Genomic DNA, 25,581 nt, shown 5'->3' with positions numbered 1-25,581 from the left:
CTTTAGCATGAACTGTCGTTTTCCACTGAAATATGACATCAAACGCCACCCCCTTTTGTCGAAACGTCCTGCTGCCGCCTATTTCACTGTCTATAGGAATCGGTTCCTGTCTCATATTATCGAAATAGGACACATAAAAGGAAGCTAAGGTGATACTTATTACCTATCTTTCATGCGAAATTAAAGAAAGGACGAAAAGATGCATTTCCTGAAAATCCGCGGACAGGAGGGAGTTAAAGAGCAATAGATTAAGACTTAAGAACTATATTCCCAAAATGCCGAGTTGCCGGGAATCGGAGCGGAAGGCTCGCCTTCCAGCATCTATAAGAACATGGGGGGATGCGTCATGAAATTGACGGTTGGAAAAAAATTGTACGCAGGCTTCATCGCTATGCTGCTCATTACATGCTTGGTCGGCTCTATCGCTCTGTATAAAATGTCAACCATGAACAGCGAGACGAAGCAAATCACCGAAACTTGGACGCCCGCCGTGGAAACGATCAACACGATCAGCTACTTGAAGGAATATGTGCTGAGCACGACATTGTCGCATATTTTATCGCCGGATAAAGCCGCCATGGAAGCCGCCGAGAAGGAAAGAACCGCCGTGCTGGCCAAGCTTGACCAAGCAATCGACGACTATGCGAAAACGATCTTCGAGGAAGAGGACCGGAAGCAGCTCAAAAAAATAACCGATTCGTGGGAGCAGTTTTTGCCGCTCAACGAAGAAACGCTCAGAATCAGCCGGACGAACGACCGCGATAATGCGTTCTCCGCCTACGAGGAAAGCCTCGGCAAGCTCAAAGGGCTTTTTGAGGGAATGGACGCCCTAGTCCTCTACAACCACGAGGGGAGCAAACAATCCGCTCAAGACTCGCATGACGCCTACACGTCCGGTCTTACGATCGGCATCGTGATGATCGTCGCCGGGCTCGTGCTCGGACTGACGATCGCCTTCCTGCTGACACGCTCGATTACGAAGCCGCTTGCTCTCGTTACGGAAAGCATCGGCGAAGTGGCCAAAGGCAATCTGACGATCCCGAACGTCGAAGTCCAAAACAAGGACGAGCTGGGCAATCTCGCGGATTCGACGAACCGGATGCTCGGCAATCTCAAGCAACTGATCGGAAGCGTCCTCTCCTCCTCGCAAAACGTAGCGGCCGCAGCGCAGCAAATATCGGCCAGCACGCAGGAGATTGCGAGCGGAGCAAGCACCCAGTCCGGCTCTGCGCAAACCGTCAATGAGCTCTTCAAGGAGCTGTCGACGGCGATCCAGACCGTCGCCTTAAGCGCTGAAGCGGCAGCCGACGCATCCATTCAGGCGAGAGACGTAGCCGTTAGCGGAGGCTCGACGATCGAAGCGACGATGGAGGCTATGGCGAAGCTTGAGGAGCGGATGGGACTGCTGCAGGACGACTCCGGCAAAATCGGCCATATTATATCGGTAATCGACGACATTGCCGACCAGACGAACCTGTTGGCGCTTAATGCCGCCATCGAAGCGGCTCGTGCGGGCGAACAAGGCAAAGGGTTTGCCGTAGTCGCCGACGAGGTTCGCAAGCTTGCCGAACGGAGCGGCAATGCGACGAAGGAAATCGCCGCCATTATCAAAGGCATGCAGGCGAATACGGGAAGCAGCGCCGAGGCGGTTGCGCTTGCCGTTTCGCTCTCGAAGCAGATCGAAGCCGCTTTGAGGCAAATTATGAACAAAGTGAACGATTCCGCTTCGCAGGTAAATGAAATCGCAGCAGCCAGCGAGGAGCAATCCGCTCAATCCACGGAAGTGCTTAACTCCGTCGAAGCGATCGCTGCGACAAGCGAGGAAGCCGCGGCCGCTGCGGAAGAAACCGCCTCCGCTTCCCAATCGCTGGCCCGGCTTGCGGAAGAGCTGAACGGTGCGGTATCCGCTTTTAGAATCCGCTAACGGCTCGCGTTCAGTCGGTTTGAGCCGTCTGTACGGCACGGACGAAAACGGCGTTCCTCCTTTCAAATCAAATCTGAGAACGGGTGAATGGCATGACAGTCGTCAATCAAGAACAGTTTGTAGAAATCGGTATCGCCGGCGAGCGGTATGCTTTTCGGATTCAGGATATCCGCGAAATTATAAAAATGCAGCAAATTACGGAAATTCCAAACAGCAAGCCTTATTTGCTCGGCGTCTTCAACCTTCGCGGGACTGTAGCCCCGGCGGTAAGTTTGCGGAAACGGTTCGGATTGCCGGAAATTCCTTTCACGAATTCGAGCCGGATCGTTATTGTGAACGATGGAGACGCCATGGTCGGCCTGATCGTCGATCAAGTGTATCAGGTCACCTCCTTCCGCGAAATTCAGCCGCCGCCGGAACGGATCGGCGGACTTGAAAACCGCTACGTGGCCGGCATCGGCAAAACCGGGGACGGGCTGGTCAGCCTGCTCAAGCTTGAGCGGATTATGTACGACGATATTATTCACCGGTAAGGAGGCGGATTACTATGGATTTGCAAACGTCCGCCTACATGGGCGTTTTCTTGGACGAGCTGAACGAACAGCTTCAGATGCTGGACTCCGGGCTGCTTGAGCTGGAGCGGGACGGCAGCGATATGAATACCGTTTCGAACATATTCCGCGCCGCCCATACGCTCAAAGGCTCAGCAGCCGCAATGGGCTTCGAGCCGCTCAAGGATTTGACGCACAGCATCGAGAACGTTTTCGAGCTGATCCGCAACCGCGAGCTGGCAGTTGATGCCTCGATTATCGACGCGCTTTTTCATTCCATCGATTATCTGAAGGTGCTTAGACAAGCCATTATCGACGGAGCGCTGGAGGGAACGAATATACGCCCTTTGACCGATGCGCTCGATCGCATTTATAAGCAGGCCAAAGGCGGCGCCGACGCGGCGTCCGAAGGAACGGCGATTCATGAAGAGACAGCCGGAGACGTTCCTCCCTCCTCCCTGCTCGTCAGTCTCGACGATTATCAGCGGGATACGGTCCTTGAGGCGATTCGCGACGGCTTTCACGTGATGGCGATCTACGTTCAATTGCTTCGCGATGCCGCCATGAAGTCGGTCAGGGCTCTGCTCGTCTACAACAGTTTGAAAGAGCTCGGCGAGGTCATCGTCTCCTATCCAAGCACCGAAGAAATCGAAGACGAGTACAAATTTCAGGGAACGCTCGTTTTCATCGTCGTCACGAAGGAAAACCGGCAGTCGTTCATTCACGGCATGAATCAAATTTCGCAAATCGACAATTTCCATATCGCTGCGGTCAATCGTCACAATCTCGACAGCTTCTGCGAAGGCCGGACCCTTCAAGCGGATCAGGAGACCGAAGCCTGCCAGGTCGAGGAGCCTGCAGAGGAGCTGCCGAAGCCGCGCTCGGAAGCGGAAGCCAAGCTGAAGGTCAGTCAAACGGTCCGCGTCGACGTCGATCGCCTGGAAAAGCTGCTTAATTTCGTCGGCGAGCTGATCATCGACAACACGCGGCTGCAGCAGTTCCAAAGCCGGTTTAACGAGCATTTCAAGGAGCATGAGGACGCCGCCGTGCTGAACGATATTTGCAGCCGCTTCGGCCGCGTCATCTCCGATTTGCAGGACGGCATGATGAAAACGCGCATGCTGCCGATCGAGCAGCTGTTCAACCGGTTCCCGCGGCTTGTTCGCGATGCGGCGCAAGTTGCCGGCAAAGAGATCGATTTTGTGATGGAAGGCAAAGAAACGGAGCTCGACCGGACGTTAATTGAAGAGATTGGCGACCCGATCATCCACATTTTGCGCAACGCCGCGGATCATGGCATCGAAAGCCCAGAAGATAGAGAAAATGCCGGCAAAACAAGACGGGGCAAGCTCGTCATGAAAGCCATGCACCAGGAGAACCAGATCGTGATCTCGATCGCCGACGACGGCCGCGGCATCGATCCCGAGAAGGTCAAGCAAGCGTCCATCCGCAAAGGCTTCGTCACCGCGGAGGAAGCGAGCCGGATGACCGATAAGGAGCTCGTCTCCCTCATTTTCCGCTCCGGCGTATCCACGGCCGATAAAATCACAGACTTGTCCGGCCGCGGCGTCGGCATGGACATCGTCCGCTCGCATATCGAAAAGCTTAACGGGCTTATCGATATCGATACGTCGCCCGGCGAGGGAACGGTCATGACGGTCAAGCTGCCTTTAACGCTGGCCATTATCCGTTCGCTGCTGGTCAAGCTCGGTCCGAGCACGTTCGCGATTCCGCTCGTCAACGTGATCGAGATCGTCCGGCTGCAGCAGGACGAGATCAAGACGATTCAAGGCCGCGAGGTATGCGTCATTCGGGGGACGGTTTTCCCGCTCATTCGAATGCACCGCAAAATGAACATCGCGCATGACGAAACGGCGCAAGCCGGGAACCGCCTGTTCGTGGTCGTCGTCGGCATCGCCGATAAACGGGTATGCCTGGTCGTCGATAAAACGGTCGGCAACCAGGAAATCGTCATCAAGTCGCTCGGCCGATTCGTAGGCGACGTCCCGTATATATCCGGCTCGACGATTCTCGGGGACGGCAATGTCGCCCTTATTCTCGATGTAGGCGCAGTTGTGAAGGAAGAAGGCTCCCAGCATGGCGTGCATGAATCCGAGCATGCCGAGAAAGGTTCGAAGGACGCCGATCTGCAGCAGCTCGTAACGTTTACGCTCTCGGACGGGCAATATGCCCTCAACATTCACAGGGTGAAGGAAATCATCGTCGTACCTCCGATTACGAATATCGCGGGCGCGCCGCCCCATATGCTCGGACTTGTCAATCTGCGGGGAGCCCTGCTGCCCGTCTTCGATCTTCGCCGCTCTCTCGGCTTGCCGCCGCAGGCGTTTAACGGTGAATCGCGAATTATCGTTGTGGAAACGAACCGGCAAGACGTCGGCATCCTGATCGATCGGGTAACCGAAGTGTTGAAGGTGCACGGCAAAGATATCGAGAAAGCGCCGAGCCATGCCGGGACGGGCGACAGCCGCATGATTAACGGCATATACAAGGACGGCGAACGTTTTGTCGTACTGCTCGACATCGACCGCGTCCTGCGCGAAAGCGAGCTGCCGCAGGAATGGCAACCTCCCCTTCGGCAGCAAGGGTGAACAGCTTCGCAGTCTTCTTGAGTCTTGGAACGACACCAACACCTTTAGAAAGCGGTGCTGACCATGGTAATCACAAAACTCGACGATATCCGGATTTTGTGGTGGAACAAAGATGTAACATTGAGAAACATCGACGATTTTCGGCTTGCCGTATGGAAGCTGTTAGATTCCGACGAAGCGAGTCTCGTGCTTGAATTGCGCGAGGTCATGTACGTAAACAGCGCCGCGCTCGGCGTTATGGCTGACGCGGTTCAGCAGGGACGGCGGCTTCAGAAGCAGGTCGTCATTGCCGGCATCGAGCCGACGGTGCAGGAGATTTTCGATATCGTAAAGTTCGGCATATTCATTAAGCTGTTCAAGCAGCGCAATGATGCGGTCGCTTTCATGCAAGCTCTGCCTGTCAAATGAAGCGAAAGCGATCGCACTCTTGCCAAATCCTATTCGTGTCGGAGGCTGGTCAGTCATGCCTTGTTTGCGGAACGGTACCGGACATGCGAACAAAAGCTTGGAAATCCGGGATTACGAAGATATTTTGACAGCTATGCAAATGACCAAAACGTTGGCGGAGGAGCTCGGCTTCAGCGCCAAGGAGACGTTGTTTCTGCAGCTCGCGACGGAAGAAGCCTGCACGAATGCTTATGATCACGGCGCGCTGGAACGGACGGGGTATTTTGAAATTCAGTGGGCGGCGATCCATGCGACCATTGAAATCGCCGTTTGTCAGGAAAGCCGGCCGTTCGACGTCGACCTGCGCGCTTTGGCGGAGGTGACGGAACGGAACGACGGTCCGCGCGGAAGAGGCCTCGTCTTGATCGCCGGGCTGATGGACGAGCTCGGGGTTACGCGCAGCGGGAGGCATGTAAAATTTTCGATGCGCAAAACGCGCGCGCAGCTGAGCGATGCCCGGTAGCTTCGCTACGGACCTGGACGTGCCGGCACCGCCGGCGAAGCACTGACATAGGGCGGCTGTCCGGCAGCCGATTTTAAAAGGCTATACGTGAAACAGCCGGATAGGTTATCGGCTTGTCCGGCTGCAATAGAAAGACCGTCCGGAAAGTTCGTCGGACGGTCCTTAGACGAATGGCTCTACGTTAGCGCGTCTGGGAGAGTCGGGATATGGGATTCCAACCGCTCGTTAAAATCGTGTTTCTATGCATTGGTAGAAACACGATTTGTTTCCGGGCACCGCCAAAGTACTCGGCATGTGCTTCGCCAGCGTTTGCTTCACTTTGGTGGGTATATATAGGCGGCCGCTTCGCTTTCCACTCCTTATCCCGCCCCTCCCTTCATCTTCACTGCTTTTTGCTGCGTCCTTGCCCCTACCCGGTCTTCCAGCCGGTATTAATACCTGTGTGTGACTTTGTTATTTCACTTTGTCATATTCCGGTCCCGCTAAATGCCTCACAGGCATACCTTGTGTACTCCTCGATCTCCAAGCTCCCCTCCTCGCTCTTCGCTTGCATGCACTGGAGTCCGATTTTACCCACTTGGAATCGAGTACAGCTTCCTTTCCCTGCCTGCAGTCCGAAAACGCCTGCTTGCAGCGGCTATTTCGCCCGTCACACCGGTAAATCCATCCTCCAAGCCGGCAAATTCGGACTGCAGTGTTCATGGAACCTCCATCCATTGCTCCAAGCTGGCTAATTCGGACTGCAGTGTACGGCGAACCTCCATCCCTTACTCCAAGCAGGCAAATTTGGATTACAGCGTTCGGGGAACCTCGATCCCTTGCTCCAAGCAGGCCATTTCAGACTGCAGCGTACGGCGAACCTCCATCTCTTGCTCCAAGCAGGCAAATTCGGACTGCAGCGTTCGAAGAACCTCGATCCCTTGCCCCAAACGGGCTATTTCGGACTGCAGCGTACGGGGAACCTCCATCCCTTACTCCAAGCGGGCTATTTCGGACTGCGGTGCTTGGCGAACCTCCATCCTTTCCTCCAAGCGGGCTATTTCGGGCTGCAGCGTACGGCGAACCTCCATCCCTTCCTCCAAGCGGGCCCCAATAGCAGCTCGATAACGCATTTTTGCGGTAATCCGTTCCATCAAAATTTGCAAAAAAAGAACCGCTCCCGGAATCGATTCCAGGAACGGCCCCCTATTTACGTCTTATTCTTTAACCAGCGACAAAAACTCCGAACGCGAAGCGGCATCCGTGCGGAAAATACCGCGTACCGCCGAGGTTACCGTCTTGCTGCCCGACTTCTTGACGCCGCGGGAGCACATGCACATATGCTCGCCCTCCACGACTACCATGATGCCGTGCGGCTTCAGAACATCTTCCATAATATCGGCGATTTCCGACGTGATGCGCTCCTGCACTTGAAGCTTGCGCGTTACGGCGTCGACCAGCCGCGCAAATTTGCTTAATCCGGCAATCTTGCCGCTTGGAATATAGCCGATGTGCACCTTCCCGAAAAATGGCGCCATATGATGCTCGCACTGGCTGTAATAAACGATATCCTTCACAATGACAAGTTCTTCGTGCTTCTCGTCGAACGTTACCCCAAGCACCTCGCGGGGGTCGGCATCGTAGCCGCTGAAAATCTCCTCGTACATGCGCGTTACGCGGGCTGGCGTTTCGAGCAGCCCTTCACGATCAACGTCTTCGCCGATTAAACGGAGAATTTCCCGAACGTGCTCCTCAACCTTCTCGCGGTTCGCAATAACCCTCTCGTTACGATACTCTTTAGCAGGCATGTTTCCATCCTCCAATCCTCATTGGCCACGAAGCAAATGCTTCTTCTATTATGTGACATGCTCCCGCCCTTAACAGAAGCGGAGCTTTCCCAGGACCTAACGCTATCGTTATTGGGCTTTCCCTGTTTTTCTCTCTTGCTTTAAGCCGTTAAGCCCCAATCAATGCGTTCAACCGTCGTAAGCAGATTATACCACAAAAAGGGGAATATGTGTTCCTGTTTTTGTCAGCAAACAAAAAAACGAAATCACCGATTCATCCCCCACCTACTCGCTCACTACATGAGTATGGTAACGGTCGGCGACTTCTCAAGTCTTACGATAAAATTTCTTTACCGCGCCGATCCCGCAATCGAAAAATCCGACCGCCGGCCGTTATCGCCTAGAAAATGAAGCATCATCTTCAAGCTGTGATGCATCGCGTCGCTGTTATGATGCCCTTTCGCCAGCAAAATGCTGCCCTGCAGCAGCGAAACGATGGAGGTCGCCGCTTCCTCCGGCTCCAGTCCGTTAAGCGACAATTGCTCCGATTTGACCGCCTCGGCAAGAACGGCCGCAATCCGTTTTTCCGTATATAAGAAAAAATCGCTCACCTTGGCCCGCATGCTCTCATGCCGCTCGCCCAGCTCCAGCGCCAAATTGCCGAACAAGCAGCCGCGCCGAAAATCGTATTTCCCGCAATAATCGATCATACGCGTGAAGAACAGCTTCAACCGTTCATACACATCCTGCTTAGCGGCATCAAGCGTCGGAACGATCAGCGTTTCGATCAGGTCCTCCATTTGGCGTTCGATTACCTGAAGCCCAAGATCGTCTTTGCTTTTAAAATGATAATAAAAATTGCTTTTGCATACGCCGCTTTGACTTAAAATTTCTTCCAGTCCCGTCGCCTGAAACCCGTTCAGATGAAAAAGCTCTGCCGCGGCGACCAAAACCTTCTCCTTGTTGCCCGCCACCTTATCTCTTCACCTCGAGTCGACGTTCGCCGTTACACATGCAAGAGGCTACGCCATTAGATAGTACCGGTAAGTTCTACTGAACATGGAAAAGCGGATTACAAGAAGCTGCTTCGCTTCGTCTTCCGCTTTTGCCGAATTGCTTCGATTACTTGAATTTCTGTTTCTTCATCATTTGCTGGGCTTTACCCAATTGCTGCTTGTTCATGTTGTAGCCCATTTGCTTCGCCATCTTCTGGATCATTTGCGGATCGTTCTGCATACGCTCCAACTGCTTGCGCAAGTAAAACACGCCTGCAAAAAATCCGCCCGCCGCGCCAACGATCAGCGTGACGATCGGAATAATAATGTTCCACGCCATTTACCGTCCACCCTCTGCAACAATGTTCATCTTAGAATCGGGATGCCGACCCGTATACCGTTTATATTATCATGTCCCAACTTCCCATACAAATCTGGAAGCCCCTTTTTGCTGCGTTTCGTGCTGGGAATTTTCAAACACGCTCATGCGTAAGTAAGTTCCGGACTGCCGTACATACTATAGGTAAAATGTTTCCTAAAGATTTCAAGAAAACGCACACGGGAGGAGGAACAGCCATGAACGACAGCATCGCCTTCGCGCTTCTCTGTTTCACATCGTTCTTCACCTTGCTCAGCCCGCTCAACGTCATGCCGATCTTCATGACCATGACCGCCGACATGGAGCCGGATATCCGCCATCAGACGGCCCGTAAAGCCGTTGCCGTCTCCTTTTTCACGCTGATTTTATTCGCATTTGCCGGTCAGCTTATTTTTAAATTTTTCGGCATTACGGTAAACAGCCTCAAGATCGTCGGGGGCGTCATGTTTTTCCTGATGGGACAAGATATGCTGCAAGCGAGACTCGTCAAAACGAAAATCGCCGAAAAAGAAATCAAAAAATATGCCAGCGATATATCCGTCACTCCTCTCGCCATTCCGCTTATTTGCGGTCCGGGAGCCATCACGAACGCCATCGTGCTGATGCAGGAAGCCGAATCGCTGCTGAACAAAAGCATTCTGATCTTGGCTGTGCTGCTCGTTTGCCTCATTACTTTTATCGTGCTGCGGCATTCCTCCAAGCTGTTCAGAGTACTTGGCGAAACCGGCAACAACGTGCTTTTGCGGCTGATGGGGCTCATTCTTATGGTTATGGCCATCGAGTTTCTGGTCGGCGGAGCGAAGCCGATTATCCGCGATATTTTTCGGATATCCCAAGGATAATCGGCTTCGCCGTCCTAAACGCTTTCGAAGAAAGCGACTTCGTAAGCATAAGCTAAGGACTGGCGCGTTTACCGAGGTTGAGAGCTGTTTCCACGATATACTTTCTGAAAAACCAAGGATAAACGGCTTCGCGATCGATCCTAAACGCTTTCGAAGAAAGTGACATCGTAAGAATAAGCTGGGACGCGCGGGTTTATATTTAAAAAACGGCCGTTTACGTCAGCACGCCTTCGATGAACACGGTCGTATGCTTGGCAAGGTCGATTTCCTTGATCTCCAGATTGCTGTCGTCTTCCTTCGTGACGACGCGGACGACCGGCCGACCGGGAAGTCCGCGGTGCTGCCCCACTACGACGCCTGTCTCCCGCGTGGACAGCCGAACCGACGTGCCTGTCGGATAAACCGATACGATCCGCATAAAGTGAACTAGGACGTCGTGATCGAGCTCCGTATTCGAAAGCGCCATCATCCGTTCGCAAGCTTCATGCGGCAGTAGACGTTTGCCTGTCCCCGGATCGTACAGCAAATTGTCATAGCAGTTCGCGCAAGCGACGATCTTGGCGTACAAATGGATCTGGTCTTTATCCAGCTTGCGCGGTATGCCTTGACCGTCCGGCCGCTCATGATGCTGGAACGCAATATGGGCGACGAGCAGACTTAGCTCCCGTTTGTTTTTCAGCAGCTCGAATCCCCGCCACGTATGGTGAAGCTTGGGATCCTTCGACGCGTCGTCCGTGATCATTTCGGTTTTGCCGATATCGTGAAGCAGCGCGCCGATCGCCAGCTCCTTCAGCTGCGTCTGGTTCAAGCCCATGTTTATGCCGATCAGCGTGGAGATCGTGCAAACGTTAAGGCCGTGAATATACATTTCATTGTCCTTCGACCGGATATCCGACAGCTGGACGAGCACTTCCTTATTTTGCATCACGTCTTCAAGCAGCTTATCGACGCTGATGCTGATGCCCCTCGTTTGGAAGTCTTTCCCCGAGCGGATCGTTTGAATCGTTTCGCCTATTTTTTGCATGACGGCGCGTTTGTTTTCTTCCGATACGACATCCTCGACGTCGACATCCTCGAATAGAGGATCTTTAATATAAACCATCGTTACGCCGATTCTGCGCATCGTGGTGATCATATAAACGGTCAGCTGAACGCCTTCCGCCAGCAGCACCGCGCCGTTGCTGGAAAAAATCGTTCTCCCCAAATATTGTCCGGTTTCGACGGAATCAAGCGATACGTAACGCACAGCTACACTCCTTGCTGGATTTGCTATTCTACCTGTTCTTCGTCTAGGTGCCTTCCAGCCCCAGCGGATCCGCTTATCGCGAACCTAACGCCCTCTCCAACGCTTCGAGAACGATCGGCTCTTTCTCCGTACCGAGCGCTTCGCGGAGAGCTTCCTCCGCCTCCGCTCCCCCGATTTTGCCTAGCGACCAGGCTGCCGTAGCCCGAATCTCGGGACGCGTATCGCTCTTGGCTATATTTATTAATATCGGCAAAGCGGAACGGTCTTTGAAGTTGCCGAGCGCAATAATCGCATTTCGCTGAATCGGCTTCTTGCCCCTCCACGATGATGCGCTGCGTCCGTAACGTTCCTTGAATTCCTTGTTGCCGAGAGTCAACAGCGGGATGAGGAGCGGCTTAACGAGCTCGGGGTCAGGCTGCAGCTCCGGCTGGTGGGTCCAGTTTTTGCCTTTGTTGACCGGACAGACGATTTGACAAGTATCGCAGCCGTATAGACGGTTGCCGATTTTCTCCTTCATCTCGTCGGATACGACGCCTTTGGTCTGCGTGATGAACGAAATGCACAGGCCGGCGTTCAACTGCCCCGGACCGACCAGCGCCCCCGTAGGACATGCGTCGATGCAGCGCGTACAATCTCCGCACGAATCCGTTACCGGCTTGTCCGGCGGTAACGGGATGTTCGTAATCATCTCGCCGAGGTACACCCAGGAGCCCCACTCCGGCGTTATGACGGAGCAATTTTTGCCGCTCCAGCCGATGCCGGCGCGTTCCGCCACCGCCCTGTCCACAAGCACCCCCGTATCCACCATGCTCTCCATTCTCGCGGACGGCACGCGTTCTCGAATAAACGCCTCAAGCCGCGCCAGCCGGTTACGAAGCACATGATGGTAGTCCTCCCCCCATGACGAGCGGGAAATGATGCCGCGGTATGCCCCCGGCTCGGAGCGCGGCGGATCCTGCAGCTTGGACGGGTAAGCGATCGCGATCGAAATGATCGAGCGCGGCTCCTCGAAGCTGAGCTCCGGGTATACGCGCTTATCGATGTCCGGCTCCTCGAACCCGGATTCGAAGCCTTTCTCCCGATGCCGCAGCAAAATTTCTTTAAGCTCCAAAAAGGGATCCGCCGAAGCAAATCCCACCTTATCTATGCCTAGAGCGGACGCGGCAGCCAGGATGTCTTCCTTCAGACGCTGCCACGCCAGCTTGTCGTCCCTTTCGGACATCTCCGTCATTTTCACCCGCCTCCCTGGCTATTCCATGCTTAACAATGGCGCTGCGGTCAGCCGTTCCTTTTGATCGCCGCACGGGCCAGTTCGTCGCAGCGGTTGTTGAATTCATTATCGCTGTGGCCCTTTACTTTAATATATTCCACGCGATGCTTTTCCATCAGCTCGTTGAGCTGCTTCCACAGCTCCTGGTTTTCGACGGGCTGGCCTTTGCTGTTTTTCCAGCCGTTACGCAGCCAATTGCGCATCCAGCCTTGCTTGAAGCAATTGACGACATACGCCGAGTCGCTGTACAGCTTCACTTGGCACGTTTCCTTGAGCGAATGCAGCGCTTCGATGACCGCTTGAAGCTCCATCCGGTTGTTTGTCGTTAGCTTCTCTCCGCCCGACATCTCTTTGCGGTGCTCGCCGTAAAACAATATCGCTCCCCAGCCGCCCGGACCCGGATTTCCCGAGCAAGCGCCGTCCGTGTAGATCGTAACTTCCTTCATTAGGCTTTCCCCGTCCTTTCTCTTCGTTTCCACATTTCGTAGTAAGCATACGCCCACTCGTCGTTAAAAGGCGCCCCGCGCCGTTCCACAAGTCCCAGCAGCTCCGATAAACCGGCCTTCACCTTCGCTTCGACCGCCGGCGAATAATGATAGAGCGTTTTATGCCGTTCATATTCGTCCTCGTCCACGAGTTGCGTTTCCCCGTTCCACGTATGGATAACGTCCAGGTCATAATCGATATACGTCACCACTTGTCCGGCTTCGTAGGGCGGAGACGCCACGTTGCAATAATAGCGAATGCCGCCGTTCTCCAGCAAAGCAACGATATTGTACCATTGTCCGGGGATAAAAAAAGACACTCCTGGAACCTTGCTCGTCCACTCCGTGCCGTCGGCTTCGCGAATTCGGGTATGGCTGTTTACAAATACAAGCATCGCTTCAGCAGCATGACCGGGATGCAGCAGTTCTGAAGGAACGCGCCAATTTTGAAGCCAGACCCGATGCAGGCGGCCGTCGTGCTTGAAGCTTTTGATCGTATAGTTCATAGGGTTGTCACCGTGCCCTTTAGCTTCTTTACATACAAGAAAAGCATATCTGCAATGGATTTGCAAGATATGCCCGGGATTCCCCTATTCATTCCGGCTTTCAAGCACGCCGGCGACGTCTTATCCGGACCGTGCCCGGCCGGTTATCCGCTTCATTCTTAGCCGTTTACGATACTAAGCTGCTTCAGCGGCTTGTTGAAATCCGCTTGCACGTACCCTGCCGATTCGTATACCGGTAAAATCGGCTCGTTGTGCTCATCGATTGTAATGTAGATCTTCTTGACTTTCCGCTGGCCGAACCGCTGCTTCAGGGCTTGAATCATCGCCTTGCCGATTCCTTTGCGCTGGTGATCGGTATGCACGGCGATCCGGTAATAATAACCGGTGTTGTTGTCGATCGTTCCGATTATGACCCCGACGATTCCTTCTTCGTTCTCGGCGACAAGCACAAGCTCGCTATCCCAAGACAGCTGTCTGGCAATCGCCCGTATCGTCTCGCGGTAACAATCCTCCGAAAGCACGCTTTGCAGCACACGGGTTACAGCAACATAATCCGACAATTGAAAGGAACGAACAAACATGTTAGGTCTCTCCCCGTTGTGGTCTAAAAAGAAGTCTTACACATGCCGTTCAAAAAGACCGGCTTTCTGAACTCGCACTTACACAATGGATAAACGTTCACAACTCGTCAGGCCACAGACTGCGATGAACATACAGCCCTGCAAGCATCTTTGACGCCGGCGTTTACCAAGGTGTGAAGAGCCGCTTCCACGATATACTTTTCTGATAAGCCAAGCACAAAACGACAATGCCGTCTTCCAAAGACGCCCCTTCTGCGTTGAAAGACAAGTACGAATCTACGCCAACGATTTATGGTTATCTTTAAGAAATACGACAAAAATCGATGAAATCCTGCTATAACCGACACAAAATCGTAAAAAAGTTAACAAAAATTTAAGAAACTAGCCGAAAACGACTGAAAACGCTTTAATTTAAGCGCTTACAGCCATTTTACTACGCCCTCAAGTCTAAACCTAGGGATTGATGACCTGGTTACGAATGCAAACACTGATATCATAATGGTTATGCACGAACCGTGCAATTAGTGGAGAAAACCTTATTGTTCATGAGGCTGTCCTCACTATTTCGCAGGTAATATGCTCGTTCTCGCCCATCAGTGAGGCAAACGAAACTATTCATTTCGTTTGTCTCACTATTAGTTGCGTTTGCCTCATTCCCTCACCAAAACACGGGTTTTCGATTTGAAATAGTGAAGTTTGCCTCACGAATAATAACCTTTGCCTCATTATGAAGATCACTACCCGTTGTACGATCAAATGCTTATATTTTTAAAATAGAAGCGAATTTCAATCATTATGGAGCCGTGCAGCGGCGGGGAGACTATAGTATAAGAGTTGAAGCTACTAGTACAGCATCAGAGCTATACTGTGCGTGCGTATGAAAGCAGTCTCATCCCGGCACGCAAACGTTTCCTTCCCACAGCTTTAAATCTGATGTTGTACTAATACCTTGACCGCGTTTAATCTAAGGTTTTCTGCCCGCGCTTTTCATGAGAGAATCCGCAGTGGAAAGGGCGGGTTCGTATAAGGCCACGAGCACCCAAACCTTGCATTTAATGCGGTCAACGTACTAGTCACCGATAAAAGTTATCTCAGAAGCGTTCGCATCGCACGGAAACAGCCTGAAAATCGAGCAAAAGGACCGCATCATCCGCTGCCAGGCGGAAGATACGGTCTTTTCATCAATTAAGCTGCCCCAGCCCGTTATCATAAGTAAGTATCAGTTGACCAAGCCACAGCGGGTGAGGCGAACAAAGCCGAACTCCCCGTTATCTAACGCCCATAATGATTTCCATCGTTAACTGATCCAGCTTCTCGTAATTCAAGCCTTCCGCGCCGATCGTTTCCCGGTCGACCGCCATGCCGCGCAGCGCCTGCAGGCTTTCCGGCGAGTACTTAAAATCAAACCCGGGCAAATCGAGCTTCCGTCCGTTTATTTCCGCGAGCAAAGCCTGAATGTCCGGATCGGCGTTAAACCGTTTAACCTTTTCCTTCAGAATCAGGTACGTCCGCATATTGCCTTTGGCGAACTCTACGACGCCCTGGCGGTCCTCCGTGCGCAGAGCATGCGCGTCGAAGTGGAGCATTCCTTTGTAGTTATAATCCTCCAGCAGCTTGACCAGGAAGAACGCTTCCTTGATCCCGTCGGAGCCGAAGCGCAGATCCTGATCGAACCGCCCCATCTTCTGGTCGTTCAGATCGATGTGGAACAGCTTCCCTGCTTCAAGCGCTTGCGCCGCCGCATGATAAAAGTTGAGGCCGGCCATCCGCTCGTGCGCCACCTCGGGGTTGACGCCGACCATCTCCGGATGGTCCAGCGTAGCGATCAGGCCCAGCATAGCGCCGGTCGTCGGCAAATAAATGTCGCCGCGCGGCTCGTTCGGCTTCGCTTCCAGCGCGAATTTGTAGCCGTAATTTTGCGACAGGCTGTATTCGCACAAGTAGTTGACCGCTTCGCGGTACCGTTTCATGGAATCTACGGCATCTTTGCCCGCATCGACCTCCGCACCCTCGCGCCCGCCCCAAAGAACGAACACTTCCGCTCCGAGCTCTTTGCCGAGATCCATCGACTCGATCGTCTTGCGAATCGCATAAGCGCGCACCCGGGGATCGTTCGACGTAAAGGCCCCGTCCTTGAAGATCGGATCGGTGAACAAGCTGACCGTCACCATCGGTACCTTTAATCCCGTCGCTTCCAGCGCCTGCCGGAACTCGCGGACGATACGCTCCTTCTCCGCAGGCGTCGCGTCGATCGGAACCAGATCGTTATCATGAAAATTAACGCCGTAAGCGCCCAGCTCCGCTAACATATGTACCGCTTCCACCGGCGTAAACCCCTCGCGTACCGGCAAACCGAACGGATCGCGCCCCGGATTGCCTACCGTCCATAGGCCGAATGTGAACCTGTCTTCTTTTTTCGGAACGAACAAACTCATTTTGCAAGCACCTCCGCATCATAGTTTTCGCAACGCGTACAGCTCCCGGCGAGTGCTGCCTCGCTGCATGACGGCAGCCCTTCTCCCCCATGTGGAGCCCGCCGGACAAGTCCGCTGCTTACCGTCGCCAGTCGACCTGCCTCTCTCCTAAGCTGGCCAACTTTGTTTATTTAATAAACTATGTTTCTGGCATCATCTTATCACCGTTTTCTGCGTTGGGCAATGCAAATTTTCGGAAAGTTTATCGCTCTAACTGCTCTTTTAACCACGCATAAACGTTTTCCCGTTCCGGACTCGGGAATGCGTGCCCTCCGTCTCCCATCACGAACCGGACTTTGCCGTATGACCCAAGCTTCTCGAAGCTATGGCATATCGCCTCTCCAAGCAGCTGGACCGCTTCCCAATGCGGGAAAATCGCGTCCTCCCTGGCTGCATACACGTACAGAGACCTCGGCGAGATAAGCGCAGCGACCTCGTGAAATTCGAACGGAACCAAAGCTTGCTCCAAATACCCGTTCATCGCAGGAAAATGCGTAAACCAATCCCTCCGCCCCCATCTTCCCGGATTCGCATCGCCCGAAAGCGGGCTAAGCCCGCAGCTGCATACGACGGCGCGCACGCGCTCATCAAACGCCCCGGCGAACAACGCATTGTATCCTCCCAAGGAATGGCCGATTGCAGCTATCCTTGCGGGATCCACATAAGGCAGAGCCTCCAGCAGGTCGATGGCCGAACGATGATCGAGCAGCATTTTCCCCATCATCGACCAATTCGGATTAGCTTTGTAGAAGGGCGCGCTCTGGAACGCGCCGGCTTCCTCATATATGCGCTCTCCGGCCGTCAAAACATCGGGCGCCAGAACGACATACCCTCTCTTCGCCAGCTCAAGTCCATAGTGCATGTCGGGGCTCCCGCTTTTTCCGACTGCTTCGCTTTTCCCTTCCGGAACGGTTTGATGAAGCGCGATGACCGCCGGATAAACAGCGTCCGTCTCTTCCGCTTCGGAAGGAAACAGCAGGTAAGCGGGCACGGAATCGCCGTCCCGGGAACAAAAAATCAGCTTGACGAATTCGACTCCGTCCCGGCTTTTTCGCTCTTTCACCTCATACTCGACATGAAATTCCGGCGGGCCCTCCCCCATAAACGCTTGCAAACGGCTTACGACGGCTTGTCTGGCTTCGGCCCAGTCCTCGATGCGATCGGGCACCGGATCTATAAAATAAAGCGGTTCGTTCGGTCCTATCAATCGATATGTCATTTCGTTAACCTCCTGATATAAAGTCTTATATTATGAGAAAAAAGATGCCGACGATATGTCCGCATCTTCTCCCGTCGTTCGTCTTGTTAAGGCCTTGACCGCTGCAGCAAGCTTTCGCTTCGAGCTTCACTCATCGCCTATTGTCCTACCGGCAACGGGAAGGCGAGTTTTCCGCTAAACGCTTCGTTCATCCCGCTGAAATCTTTCCCCGCGACGAAGACTTAACTCTCCGCTCAGGCGTCGTTCATCCCGATAACCTCTTGCCCGCTGCAGTCGCCAAACTCGCCGTATGAAGCCTCGCCACTTTGCCTACGGTGCCGGCTGCGCCAGCACGATCTCATGCTTGCCCGCGGGCACTTCAATTGTGACAAGCTCTTCCGACGCATCGTAAGCGATCTGGCTGGAGCTAAGCGGCGTGCCGTTTAAGGTTACCGCAGGAGCGAAAGCGGAACGGATCGATATGGAGGCAACGGCTCCGGTCTCGACCGTGCCTTTCATATGGGCTGCCGTCTGATCGGCGGCGAACGAAGCGTTGAACGGCTGCTGCGATTCCAGAAGCGTCGCGCCGTTATACGCAAGCGACGTCCCTTTCGTCATGGAGAAGCCGCTGCAGCAGCCGCTTGCATTCGCAGTGACGATCGCTTGATCGGCGTCGCTTGCCACGCCGGCGATCGTATAGGCTGCGCTGCCTGTCTTGAACACTACATAATCCGTAAACCCGCTGCCGTCGGCCCGATTCACCTCCGCTCCGGTTGCGCCCGTCCCCGTCAACAGCGACGCGGCCAGCGCTTCCGGCAGATGGCCGGGTCCCTGGGAGCCCGCGGGTTGAAGGCTTACGGCATCGATGCCGATGAAATAATTTCCCGAACCCGCATTTTTGCCGGTAACCTTGTATTGGATCGTGTGGCTTCCCGCCGACAGCGTAACGTCGCCGTGCGCGAAAGGCGCCGCCGCCTGAACGGTCGCGTTGTAGCCGTCAAACGCGCCGCCGACCGGCTGTCCGTCCACATAAGCCTGCACTTGGCCGTAAAGCGGAGACTGGATGAACAAAGTGCTTAAGCTGTAGGTGCCCGCCTGATCGACGTTAACCGAATAAGTAATATAGTCGCCGATCTGATCGGCAGGGTAGAAAACAAGCTCTCTGTTCGCCGCATTAAACACGGAATAGGTTTTTCCCGAAGTCGCATGAGGCGGCACCAAATCTTCGGCTTGCAAATATCCGGCGGACTGGAACGGCTTCGCTTTGAGCACGGTGAGGAACCGGTGCGCCTCGGCTTCCGTGCCGCTTCCCACCTTCGTATAGTAGCCGTAGCTCTCCGCGCCCGTATACTTATCCACCTTCATCAGCAAAGGAGTATCGCCAAGAAATTTGACCTGCAGGGAAGCTTTGCCGTTCGTGAACCATAATTCGCTGCCTTGATACGTCTGCCCGGCAGACGCTTGGACCCCGTCGACGGAGAAATCGTATAAATCGCCGTTGTACAAAACCCAGTCGTACTCGTGCTCCGCATTCGCCTGTAAATCGTCGAGCATGACGAAATAATCCGAATTTACGTAAACGATGTGACGGTCATACTTGGTCAGCTTAGGATTGTCATAAGCGCCGGCTGCCGAGCCTTTCACGTAATCGTACGTTTCGGCCAGCATGCCTGTCGTCAAACTTCCGCCGCCCAGCTTGGACTGGCCCATGCCGTCCACTTGAATGGTGCTGTGCCCCAAACGGACCGTGAAATCATGAGCCGCTCCCGGCGTAAAATCCTGATAGCCCGGATCGCCGGCAATCCAGGAGCCGTTCACGGCGATCTGGAAGCTGTTCTGATCGTAATGGTTATGGCCCATCCGCGAATTGTTGCTGACGAATGCAAGCAGCGTGTCTTCCTTCTCCCAGCCGGAGCGCAGCGCCGCCCACCCGATTTCATCAAGAACGGCGGAACGCGGCCAACTGCTCGGCTCCGAAACAGGCGGCTGCGGATGATAGAATAAAAATTGGGAGAACGTATCCGAGCCGCCCTTCGTTTCTTCCAAATACCAGCCCGCTCCCCCGTTTCCGAGCCAACCGTTGACCGCAAGCATCGACAGCGAATAAAAGTTGGCTATGCTGGAATCGGAGAAATTGGCGAGTCCGGCGCCGCCCGGCGCCAGGAAATAATTGCTCCAGCGAACGAGAAAGTCGTCGAAAAACGGATGCTCGATATAGTCGCGCAAGCCTGTTACACGGGATAAATGATCAAGGCCGCGAATCATATTGTCGACGGAATAACTCGTATAAAGCATCCCCTCCTGCTGTCCCGATTCCATCCTTGCATCGAGGTACCACTGGAAGTAATCGGTCGCGGCGGTCAAATATTTATGCGCGTCCGGCAGCTCGCCGAGCACGGCGGAAGCTCCGCTGGCAAGAGCCGACGCCCGCAGCATTTGCAGGTTATGATCGAACTTGTTTTTTACATCGGCATAAAGCGGTGCAAGACCTTTCGCATCCAAGGCCGCCCTCACCGCCGCGCGCTCCGTCTCGGTCAGCAAATCGTATAAAATATCGTAAGCCATACCGACGCCGAACGTAAGATGCGCCGTATCCAAACAGGTCGTGCCTGCGCAGGAATAAGTCGGGTCGGTCCACGTATCCCAATCGGCGACCGCCAGCATGTACGCCTTCGCTTTGGCGGCATAATCCTCGTCTTCCGTAACGGCATAAGCGAGACTAAGCGTTTCCAGCCTCATCTCCACCCCGCGGCTCATAAGCGTCCAATAAGGATATACGCCTTCATTAAAGCCCGGCGGGTTCGGCATCGGCGACGGCTGCACGGGCGGCAGCGGATACGTAACGACATGGCCTCCGTAGTAGGTGACCGAAAAGCTCGATTCGGTCAAATAGCCGTTCGCCGTTCCCTCCAGCTCATCCCACAGCTGCTTGCCCGTTTTGCCGAAGAAAGCGTCGACGGCGTTGGCCGCATTAGCCCTGACGGATGGCAGGCTTGCATCCGTAAAATAGAGCCGCGGATGATCCGCCGCTACCAGCGGAAATTCCCGCACAGGATCAGGTGGAGCCAAACCGAAGGAGGCTTCGTCGAAATAGGAGGAACCGACATTCGTGCCATGCAGGTACAGAAGCAGCGTCGCATAAACAGCCCCGGCCGGAGCCGGCTGCTGAATGACCGTTTTGCTCCATTGATGATCGTCGCTATTCGTTCCTATGGAAACGCCGATCCGGGTGTTCGTACTGTCCCAGTACTCCAGATAAAGCTGCGATTCCCCGCTCAAGTTGTACGAATATACGGACGCTTCATAAAGCTTGCCGGATTCGACGGGAAGCTTCGCGCTGCGCAGGCCAGCGGAGTATACGGCTGACGGATCGTCCAGCCGAACGGCGTAGGTTCCGGAATAAACGGTATCCGTAACGGATTGGATGGACGTGCCCGAATCCAGATCGGCCCACCCGGCCGGTTTGCTGCCCGACACCGTTTCGAAGCCGAGATTGGCGTCGGCCACAGTCAGCGAGGCATCGTCAAAATACGCCGTGCCGACATTCGTCACATGCAAATACAGCAGCAGCGTCGCATAGGCCGCTCCGCTCGGCGCGGCGCGGGTAATCGCCAGCTCCCCCCACGCATTCTGAGATGTTTGGATCGCCGTCTGCACGTCGATACGCACTCCGCTGCTGTTCCAATACTCCAAATACAGCTCCGATACCCCTTGCGTATTATAGGAATACACGCTTGCGCTGTAGGAGATCCCGGGCGTAACCGGAATATTCGCGCTGCGCAGACCGACTGACTCGGCATTGCTAGGGTCGGAGATTTTTACGCTGCGATTTCCTTCCCGAACGTACCCGCTACCTTCATTGACGGAGACGCTTCCCGCCCCGCCGGCGTATAATACCCACTGGGCGGGCATTCCGGAAGCCGCTTCCTCGAACCCGGGATTAAGCAGAAGCTCCGGCGCGCCGCCATTGGCCGACGCCGCTCCATACGCCCCCGCATTCAATAAGCTGAAAATTAAAATCACCGCCATTAACCGATTGATTGACGTTTTTCCCCATCGCATCCCGGAAACCACTCCTTCAAATAAGTGTTATTGACACTTGGAGCCCTTCAATGCTGCGATCTCAATGCGTCTATCCTTTAACCGCGCCTACTAGCTGGCCGTGGATGAAATACTTTTGCACGAACGGGTATACGACGAGAATCGGCAGCACCGTCAGCATAAGCGCGGCCATCTTCAGATTGTTCGGGTCGATCTGAAAACCGTTTTTGATCATGGCCTGATTCGTCCCCTCGTCGATCAGCCTCGCGTTGCTCAAAATGTCCCGCAGCTGGAATTGCAGCGTCCACATCGATTTATCCCGGATAAAGATAAGGACATTGAACCATTCGTTCCAGTAAGCTACCGCGCTGAACACGACGAACGCCATCGCCATCGGCAGCACGAGCGGGAGAATGATGTTAAGCAAAATGCGCATTTCGCCCGCTCCGTCCATTTCCGCCGATTCGAGCAATTCCTGCGGGAGCTGATTGATCTGGTTGCGGAATACGATAATGTAGAAAATGTTGATTACGGAAGGAAGAATGAGCGCCCAGTACGTATTGTTCAATCCGAGCGTATTCACAAGCAGATAAAAAGGGACAAGCCCCCCGCCGAAATACATCGGTACGATCAGATACATAAACAGAAAGCTGCGGCCGGCCAACCGCTTATGTGCCAGAACGTACCCCGCAGCCATCGACAGTATAATAACCAGCGCCGTGTTTACCGCCGTCAGAAACACCGTGTTGAGAAACGAACGTATAAATTGCTTGCTGTACGCAAGCTGATAGTAGGCGTCGAGGTTGAAGCCGCGCGGCCACAGCCCTATTTTGCCGTTAAGCACCTCATCGTAGCTGCTTAGCGAAATCGCTATCGCATTGAGAAACGGAACAATGATCGAAAGACTGAACAACACAAACAGCAAAATGTTGAACACTTCAAAAATTCGCCGCGAAGTCGACCGGTAAATCACGCTTATCGCCCTCCTCTCTAGTAAAGTCCCATGCCGACCAGCTTCTTGGACAGCTTGTTTGCGGTAATCAGCAGCAAGAAGCCGAGCACGCTCTGCACGAAGCCGATCGCCGTCGTTAAGCTGTATTGAGCCTGCAGCAGTCCCGCGCGGTACACATAGGTGCTGATAACGTCGGAAACGTCGAGCACAAGCGGGTTCTGCATGACGAACAGCCGCTCAAAGCCGATCGCAAAAATCGATGAAAGCCGCAGCAGCAACAGCAGGATGATCATCGGCACCATGCCCGGCAGCGTAATATGCCACATTTGGCGAATACGGCCCGCGCCGTCAATCATAGCGGCTTCGTATTGGCTCGAATCGATGCCCGCGATAACCGCGAAATAAAGGATCGCCGACCAGCCTACTTCCTTCCAAACGCCCGAAGAAACGACGATTCCGCGGAACAGGTCTTTATCTACCATGAAATAGACGGGGTCGATATTCAATAAACCGAGCAGCGCGTTCACAATCCCGTCAGTCGGGGAAAGCATTTGATAAAAAACGCCGGAGACGACGACCCATGACAGAAAGTGAGGAAGATAGGAAATCGTCTGAATCACTCTCTTAATCCCTTTATGCATAAATTCATTGGCCAGCAGCGCAAAAACGATAGGGGCCGTAAATCCGAAAACCAAATCGTAAAAATTGAGAATAAGCGTGTTGCGCATGACCTTCCAGAACGTTTCGTCGTTCAAAAAGTAAGCGATGTGCTTGAAGCCGACCCACTTGCTGCCCAAAACGCCCTTAAACGGTGAAAAGTCTTGAAAGGAAATAAGAATGCCGTACATCGGAATGTAGTTGAACACGAAGATCAGCAGGAGAACGGGAGCGATCAATAAGTAGAGGGCGAATTGAGTCTTGGGGTCAATTCGCCGTTTCTTGCGCTTCACAGGCCTCCCGGCATCCGATACGCCCGCTGCGGATGTTTGCATCATGCCGGACCTCCCTCTTCCTACCAATCGACTTCTTTAACGCCCATATTTTTGAGCTGCTGCTTGTTATCGTTCATATACTTGGTCGCTTCCTCATAAATAAAGCCGTACTTCTTGCCGAACTCCTGAACCTTCTGGTCGAACTGCTCCATCGTAATCGCTCCCATAACCGCTTCCACCGTCGCTTGCGTAATATACTTGTTCGCTTCCGGCGTTTTAAGCAGGGCGTTCTCGGAGCTGATCAGGAAAGAATTGACCGCCAGACCGTTCGTTTCCGCTTCTTTGCCCAGTCTGTTCAGCCCGTCCAGGCTTCTTTGCAGCTCATCCTTCTTAAGAACCTTCTCCGCCGCCGCAATATTCGGCTCCTTGCTCCGGTCAAACCCGAAGAGCAGCGCGAGATGAAGAGCAAAATATTTTTTCGTGTTTGCGAGACCTTCTCCGTCGACGGGAACCTTTTTGCCGTCCGCTACCGTGTAATCCTCGCCCTCTTTGCCCCAGAAAATCAGATCGTGCAGCTGCTGCGAAGCGAAGCCCTCGATGACCTTCCAAGCTCGCTCCTTATCCTTCGTCTGACTGGAAATATACAGGCCGTGAGCGGTGATCGGAGGCTGCCCTTTGGTTTGCGCGTACTTCACATCCTTAAGAACGGACGGATACTCCTTTAGCGCAGGCGCAAATTGCCATTCCGCCTCCGGCACCGGGAATTTAGGCCGGTTCGACGGGATGTATTGGTTCGCGCCGTTAACCATAAACAGCATATTTTTCTTAAAATTCGCTCCGTATTTCGCCGCGTCGTTGGTCGCAAATTCTTTATCGAGAATGCCCTCGCTGTACATCTGCTTCATGATCTCGACGGCCGCTTTATACTCCGGCAGCGTGAACGTGCTGACGACTTTCCCGTCCTGCACCCTGGTCGTATAAGGCAGCGCCCCGTACCAGTTGAAGAACGGCAGGAACGTATACGTCAGCCCCGCATCTCCCGATACCATGCTGGACATGAGCACGGAGTCGGGCTCGGCCTTTTTGATTTTGCGCAGCAAGGCGATCCACTCTTCAACAGTCTCCGGCCATTTGCCGTCGTTGTATTTCATCACGATATCGTATCTGGCGACGACGCCCTGCCCTTGAGGACCGGCCGCTGCCGGCATCGGAATCCGGTAATAATGTCCGCTTTTGGATTTGGCGAGCTCCATCATTTCCGGGGTGACCCATTTCTGTACGACAGGCGACTTGTCGTAAAATTCCTTCAGATCGATAAACGCTCCGTTATCGCCGTTTTTTTCCGCTTCGCTCGGGAACCAGGTATGAACGACGTCCGGCAATTTACCGGATGACATCATCAGATTAAACTTGGTTTGAAAATCCTGCGCGGAAGGCACCTCGAGCTGGAGATCTACGTTGGCATAATCCTCTACAATGTTGATATAAGGATTGTCGCTTGGATCGACCCCTTCCGGATAATTCAGTCCCGAATCCCCCATAAACATATTCATTTTGATGCGTTCCTTCGGTTTTGCCGAATCCGCCGGGGCCGGAGACCCCTCCGCATTGCCGCCCTTCCCTCCGCCGGTGCACCCGGCCGCCGCCAAGCTTATGGACAGCATAAGTGTAAGCGTCTTCAGAGAATGCCGTTTGGACTTGAACATTTTGTTTCTCAACCTCCCCATATCGTTGGCCATTCGTCGCTCTGCAGGGGTCTGGAAGCTTCCCTGCCTAGTTACGAGATTAATTGTAAATAAACCGGCCGCCGCCGTACATTCACTATGTTTCGTTAACGAAGCATTATCCTTCTTTCCTTTTCCCGGTTCCGGTAACGGCAGCGGCGGGTTTTGGATTATTTTTCGCTCGGCCGGCAATATT

General features: G+C 53.8%; 22 protein-coding genes. 6 read left to right on the top strand and 16 right to left on the bottom strand.

Features of this window, described 5'->3' with window-relative positions; all coding sequences use genetic code 11:
* The first annotated feature begins 346 nt into the window (after nucleotides 1-346).
* From DQG23_RS34260 to DQG23_RS34240, 5 genes are all read left to right on the top strand, one after another.
* Nucleotides 347-1,924, top strand: a complete 1,578-nt coding sequence (locus DQG23_RS34260; protein WP_158560847.1) for a HAMP domain-containing methyl-accepting chemotaxis protein — start codon at nucleotides 347-349, stop codon at nucleotides 1,922-1,924.
* Between the two features lie 92 nt (nucleotides 1,925-2,016).
* Nucleotides 2,017-2,457 carry a chemotaxis protein CheW gene (locus DQG23_RS34255; protein WP_113035543.1) on the top strand — a complete coding sequence of 147 codons (441 nt, stop codon included), beginning with the start codon at nucleotides 2,017-2,019 and terminating at the stop codon, nucleotides 2,455-2,457.
* A 14-nt stretch (nucleotides 2,458-2,471) separates the two neighbouring features.
* On the top strand, nucleotides 2,472-5,084 hold the full coding sequence (locus DQG23_RS34250) for a chemotaxis protein CheW (protein WP_113035542.1): 2,613 nt from the start codon (nucleotides 2,472-2,474) through the stop codon (nucleotides 5,082-5,084).
* A 63-nt stretch (nucleotides 5,085-5,147) separates the two neighbouring features.
* Nucleotides 5,148-5,492: an STAS domain-containing protein gene (locus DQG23_RS34245; protein ID WP_113035541.1), complete on the top strand. Its 345-nt coding sequence runs from the start codon at nucleotides 5,148-5,150 to the stop codon at nucleotides 5,490-5,492.
* A 55-nt stretch (nucleotides 5,493-5,547) separates the two neighbouring features.
* On the top strand, nucleotides 5,548-5,994 hold the full coding sequence (locus tag DQG23_RS34240) for an ATP-binding protein (RefSeq protein WP_158560846.1): 447 nt from the start codon (nucleotides 5,548-5,550) through the stop codon (nucleotides 5,992-5,994).
* A gap of 791 nt (nucleotides 5,995-6,785) precedes the next feature.
* Here the strand turns inward: DQG23_RS34240 and DQG23_RS42365 are convergent.
* From DQG23_RS42365 to DQG23_RS34225, 5 genes are all read right to left on the bottom strand, one after another.
* Nucleotides 6,786-6,962 (bottom strand): hypothetical protein, encoded by a 177-nt coding sequence (locus DQG23_RS42365; protein WP_158560845.1) that lies wholly within the window; start codon nucleotides 6,960-6,962, stop codon nucleotides 6,786-6,788.
* A gap of 3 nt (nucleotides 6,963-6,965) precedes the next feature.
* Complete coding sequence (locus tag DQG23_RS42360) at nucleotides 6,966-7,139, bottom strand: hypothetical protein (protein ID WP_158560844.1); 174 nt, start codon at nucleotides 7,137-7,139, stop codon at nucleotides 6,966-6,968.
* 51 nt (nucleotides 7,140-7,190) lie between these two features.
* Nucleotides 7,191-7,781 carry a GTP cyclohydrolase I FolE gene (folE, locus tag DQG23_RS34235; protein ID WP_113035539.1) on the bottom strand — a complete coding sequence of 197 codons (591 nt, stop codon included), beginning with the start codon at nucleotides 7,779-7,781 and terminating at the stop codon, nucleotides 7,191-7,193.
* Nucleotides 7,782-8,110: 329 nt separating this feature from the next.
* Complete coding sequence (locus tag DQG23_RS34230; RefSeq protein ID WP_113035538.1) at nucleotides 8,111-8,734, bottom strand: TetR/AcrR family transcriptional regulator; 624 nt, start codon at nucleotides 8,732-8,734, stop codon at nucleotides 8,111-8,113.
* 148 nt (nucleotides 8,735-8,882) lie between these two features.
* A complete protein-coding gene (locus DQG23_RS34225; RefSeq protein WP_113035537.1) occupies nucleotides 8,883-9,095 on the bottom strand; it encodes a YneF family protein in 213 nt (70 codons plus the stop codon).
* Nucleotides 9,096-9,331: 236 nt separating this feature from the next.
* On the opposite strand from DQG23_RS34225, the gene DQG23_RS34220 reads away from it, so the two are divergent.
* Nucleotides 9,332-9,976 (top strand): MarC family protein, encoded by a 645-nt coding sequence (locus tag DQG23_RS34220; RefSeq protein WP_113035536.1) that lies wholly within the window; start codon nucleotides 9,332-9,334, stop codon nucleotides 9,974-9,976.
* 214 nt (nucleotides 9,977-10,190) lie between these two features.
* Here DQG23_RS34220 and DQG23_RS34215 read toward each other — a convergent pair whose 3' ends face one another.
* The 11 genes from DQG23_RS34215 to DQG23_RS34165 form a co-directional block, all read right to left on the bottom strand.
* Nucleotides 10,191-11,222 carry an HD-GYP domain-containing protein gene (locus DQG23_RS34215; RefSeq protein WP_113035535.1) on the bottom strand — a complete coding sequence of 344 codons (1,032 nt, stop codon included), beginning with the start codon at nucleotides 11,220-11,222 and terminating at the stop codon, nucleotides 10,191-10,193.
* Between the two features lie 73 nt (nucleotides 11,223-11,295).
* Complete coding sequence (gene queG / locus DQG23_RS34210; protein ID WP_113035534.1) at nucleotides 11,296-12,453, bottom strand: tRNA epoxyqueuosine(34) reductase QueG; 1,158 nt, start codon at nucleotides 12,451-12,453, stop codon at nucleotides 11,296-11,298.
* A gap of 47 nt (nucleotides 12,454-12,500) precedes the next feature.
* Entirely contained in the window at nucleotides 12,501-12,938 is a 438-nt protein-coding gene (gene rnhA, locus DQG23_RS34205; RefSeq protein ID WP_113035533.1) for a ribonuclease HI, read from the bottom strand.
* Nucleotides 12,938-13,483 (bottom strand): DUF402 domain-containing protein, encoded by a 546-nt coding sequence (locus DQG23_RS34200; RefSeq protein WP_113035532.1) that lies wholly within the window; start codon nucleotides 13,481-13,483, stop codon nucleotides 12,938-12,940. The genes rnhA and DQG23_RS34200 overlap by 1 nt, the downstream gene beginning before the upstream one ends.
* A gap of 158 nt (nucleotides 13,484-13,641) precedes the next feature.
* The gene (locus DQG23_RS34195; RefSeq protein WP_113035531.1) at nucleotides 13,642-14,064 is read right to left on the bottom strand and encodes a GNAT family N-acetyltransferase; all 423 of its coding nucleotides are present in this window, start codon (nucleotides 14,062-14,064) and stop codon (nucleotides 13,642-13,644) included.
* Nucleotides 14,065-15,332: 1,268 nt separating this feature from the next.
* Entirely contained in the window at nucleotides 15,333-16,499 is a 1,167-nt protein-coding gene (xylA, locus tag DQG23_RS34190; protein ID WP_113035530.1) for a xylose isomerase, read from the bottom strand.
* 241 nt (nucleotides 16,500-16,740) lie between these two features.
* Nucleotides 16,741-17,757: an alpha/beta hydrolase family protein gene (locus DQG23_RS34185; RefSeq protein WP_113035529.1), complete on the bottom strand. Its 1,017-nt coding sequence runs from the start codon at nucleotides 17,755-17,757 to the stop codon at nucleotides 16,741-16,743.
* A gap of 309 nt (nucleotides 17,758-18,066) precedes the next feature.
* Nucleotides 18,067-21,798, bottom strand: a complete 3,732-nt coding sequence (locus tag DQG23_RS34180; protein ID WP_113035528.1) for a heparinase II/III domain-containing protein — start codon at nucleotides 21,796-21,798, stop codon at nucleotides 18,067-18,069.
* A 70-nt stretch (nucleotides 21,799-21,868) separates the two neighbouring features.
* Nucleotides 21,869-22,750 carry a carbohydrate ABC transporter permease gene (locus DQG23_RS34175; RefSeq protein WP_238178169.1) on the bottom strand — a complete coding sequence of 294 codons (882 nt, stop codon included), beginning with the start codon at nucleotides 22,748-22,750 and terminating at the stop codon, nucleotides 21,869-21,871.
* Between the two features lie 17 nt (nucleotides 22,751-22,767).
* Nucleotides 22,768-23,724, bottom strand: a complete 957-nt coding sequence (locus tag DQG23_RS34170) for an ABC transporter permease (protein ID WP_238178168.1) — start codon at nucleotides 23,722-23,724, stop codon at nucleotides 22,768-22,770.
* A 17-nt stretch (nucleotides 23,725-23,741) separates the two neighbouring features.
* Entirely contained in the window at nucleotides 23,742-25,367 is a 1,626-nt protein-coding gene (locus DQG23_RS34165) for an extracellular solute-binding protein (protein ID WP_158560843.1), read from the bottom strand.
* Nucleotides 25,368-25,581: the final 214 nt, after the last annotated feature.

This window comes from Paenibacillus contaminans (genome assembly GCF_003285015.1).
Classification (GTDB): domain Bacteria; phylum Bacillota; class Bacilli; order Paenibacillales; family NBRC-103111; genus Paenibacillus_V; species Paenibacillus_V contaminans.
Note: the sequence above shows the minus strand (reverse complement) of the source record. Positions and strands in the feature narration are given on the sequence as shown.

Excerpts from the sequence above, each read along its gene's own strand:
- DQG23_RS34260 (WP_158560847.1), top strand. The coding sequence starts at position 347 with ATGAAATTGACGGTTGGAAAAAAATTGTACGCAGGCTTCATCGCTATG.
- DQG23_RS34255 (WP_113035543.1), top strand. The coding sequence starts at position 2,017 with ATGACAGTCGTCAATCAAGAACAGTTTGTAGAAATCGGTATCGCCGGC.
- DQG23_RS34250 (WP_113035542.1), top strand. The coding sequence starts at position 2,472 with ATGGATTTGCAAACGTCCGCCTACATGGGCGTTTTCTTGGACGAGCTG.
- DQG23_RS34245 (WP_113035541.1), top strand. The coding sequence starts at position 5,148 with ATGGTAATCACAAAACTCGACGATATCCGGATTTTGTGGTGGAACAAA.
- DQG23_RS34240 (WP_158560846.1), top strand. The coding sequence starts at position 5,548 with ATGCCTTGTTTGCGGAACGGTACCGGACATGCGAACAAAAGCTTGGAA.
- DQG23_RS42365 (WP_158560845.1), bottom strand. The coding sequence starts at position 6,962 with ATGGAGGTTCCCCGTACGCTGCAGTCCGAAATAGCCCGTTTGGGGCAA.
- folE (WP_113035539.1), bottom strand. The coding sequence starts at position 7,781 with ATGCCTGCTAAAGAGTATCGTAACGAGAGGGTTATTGCGAACCGCGAG.
- DQG23_RS34225 (WP_113035537.1), bottom strand. The coding sequence starts at position 9,095 with ATGGCGTGGAACATTATTATTCCGATCGTCACGCTGATCGTTGGCGCG.
- DQG23_RS34220 (WP_113035536.1), top strand. The coding sequence starts at position 9,332 with ATGAACGACAGCATCGCCTTCGCGCTTCTCTGTTTCACATCGTTCTTC.
- queG (WP_113035534.1), bottom strand. The coding sequence starts at position 12,453 with ATGACGGAGATGTCCGAAAGGGACGACAAGCTGGCGTGGCAGCGTCTG.
- rnhA (WP_113035533.1), bottom strand. The coding sequence starts at position 12,938 with ATGAAGGAAGTTACGATCTACACGGACGGCGCTTGCTCGGGAAATCCG.
- DQG23_RS34200 (WP_113035532.1), bottom strand. The coding sequence starts at position 13,483 with ATGAACTATACGATCAAAAGCTTCAAGCACGACGGCCGCCTGCATCGG.
- DQG23_RS34195 (WP_113035531.1), bottom strand. The coding sequence starts at position 14,064 with ATGTTTGTTCGTTCCTTTCAATTGTCGGATTATGTTGCTGTAACCCGT.
- xylA (WP_113035530.1), bottom strand. The coding sequence starts at position 16,499 with ATGAGTTTGTTCGTTCCGAAAAAAGAAGACAGGTTCACATTCGGCCTA.
- DQG23_RS34185 (WP_113035529.1), bottom strand. The coding sequence starts at position 17,757 with ATGACATATCGATTGATAGGACCGAACGAACCGCTTTATTTTATAGAT.
- DQG23_RS34180 (WP_113035528.1), bottom strand. The coding sequence starts at position 21,798 with ATGCGATGGGGAAAAACGTCAATCAATCGGTTAATGGCGGTGATTTTA.
- DQG23_RS34170 (WP_238178168.1), bottom strand. The coding sequence starts at position 23,724 with ATGATGCAAACATCCGCAGCGGGCGTATCGGATGCCGGGAGGCCTGTG.
- DQG23_RS34165 (WP_158560843.1), bottom strand. The coding sequence starts at position 25,367 with ATGTTCAAGTCCAAACGGCATTCTCTGAAGACGCTTACACTTATGCTG.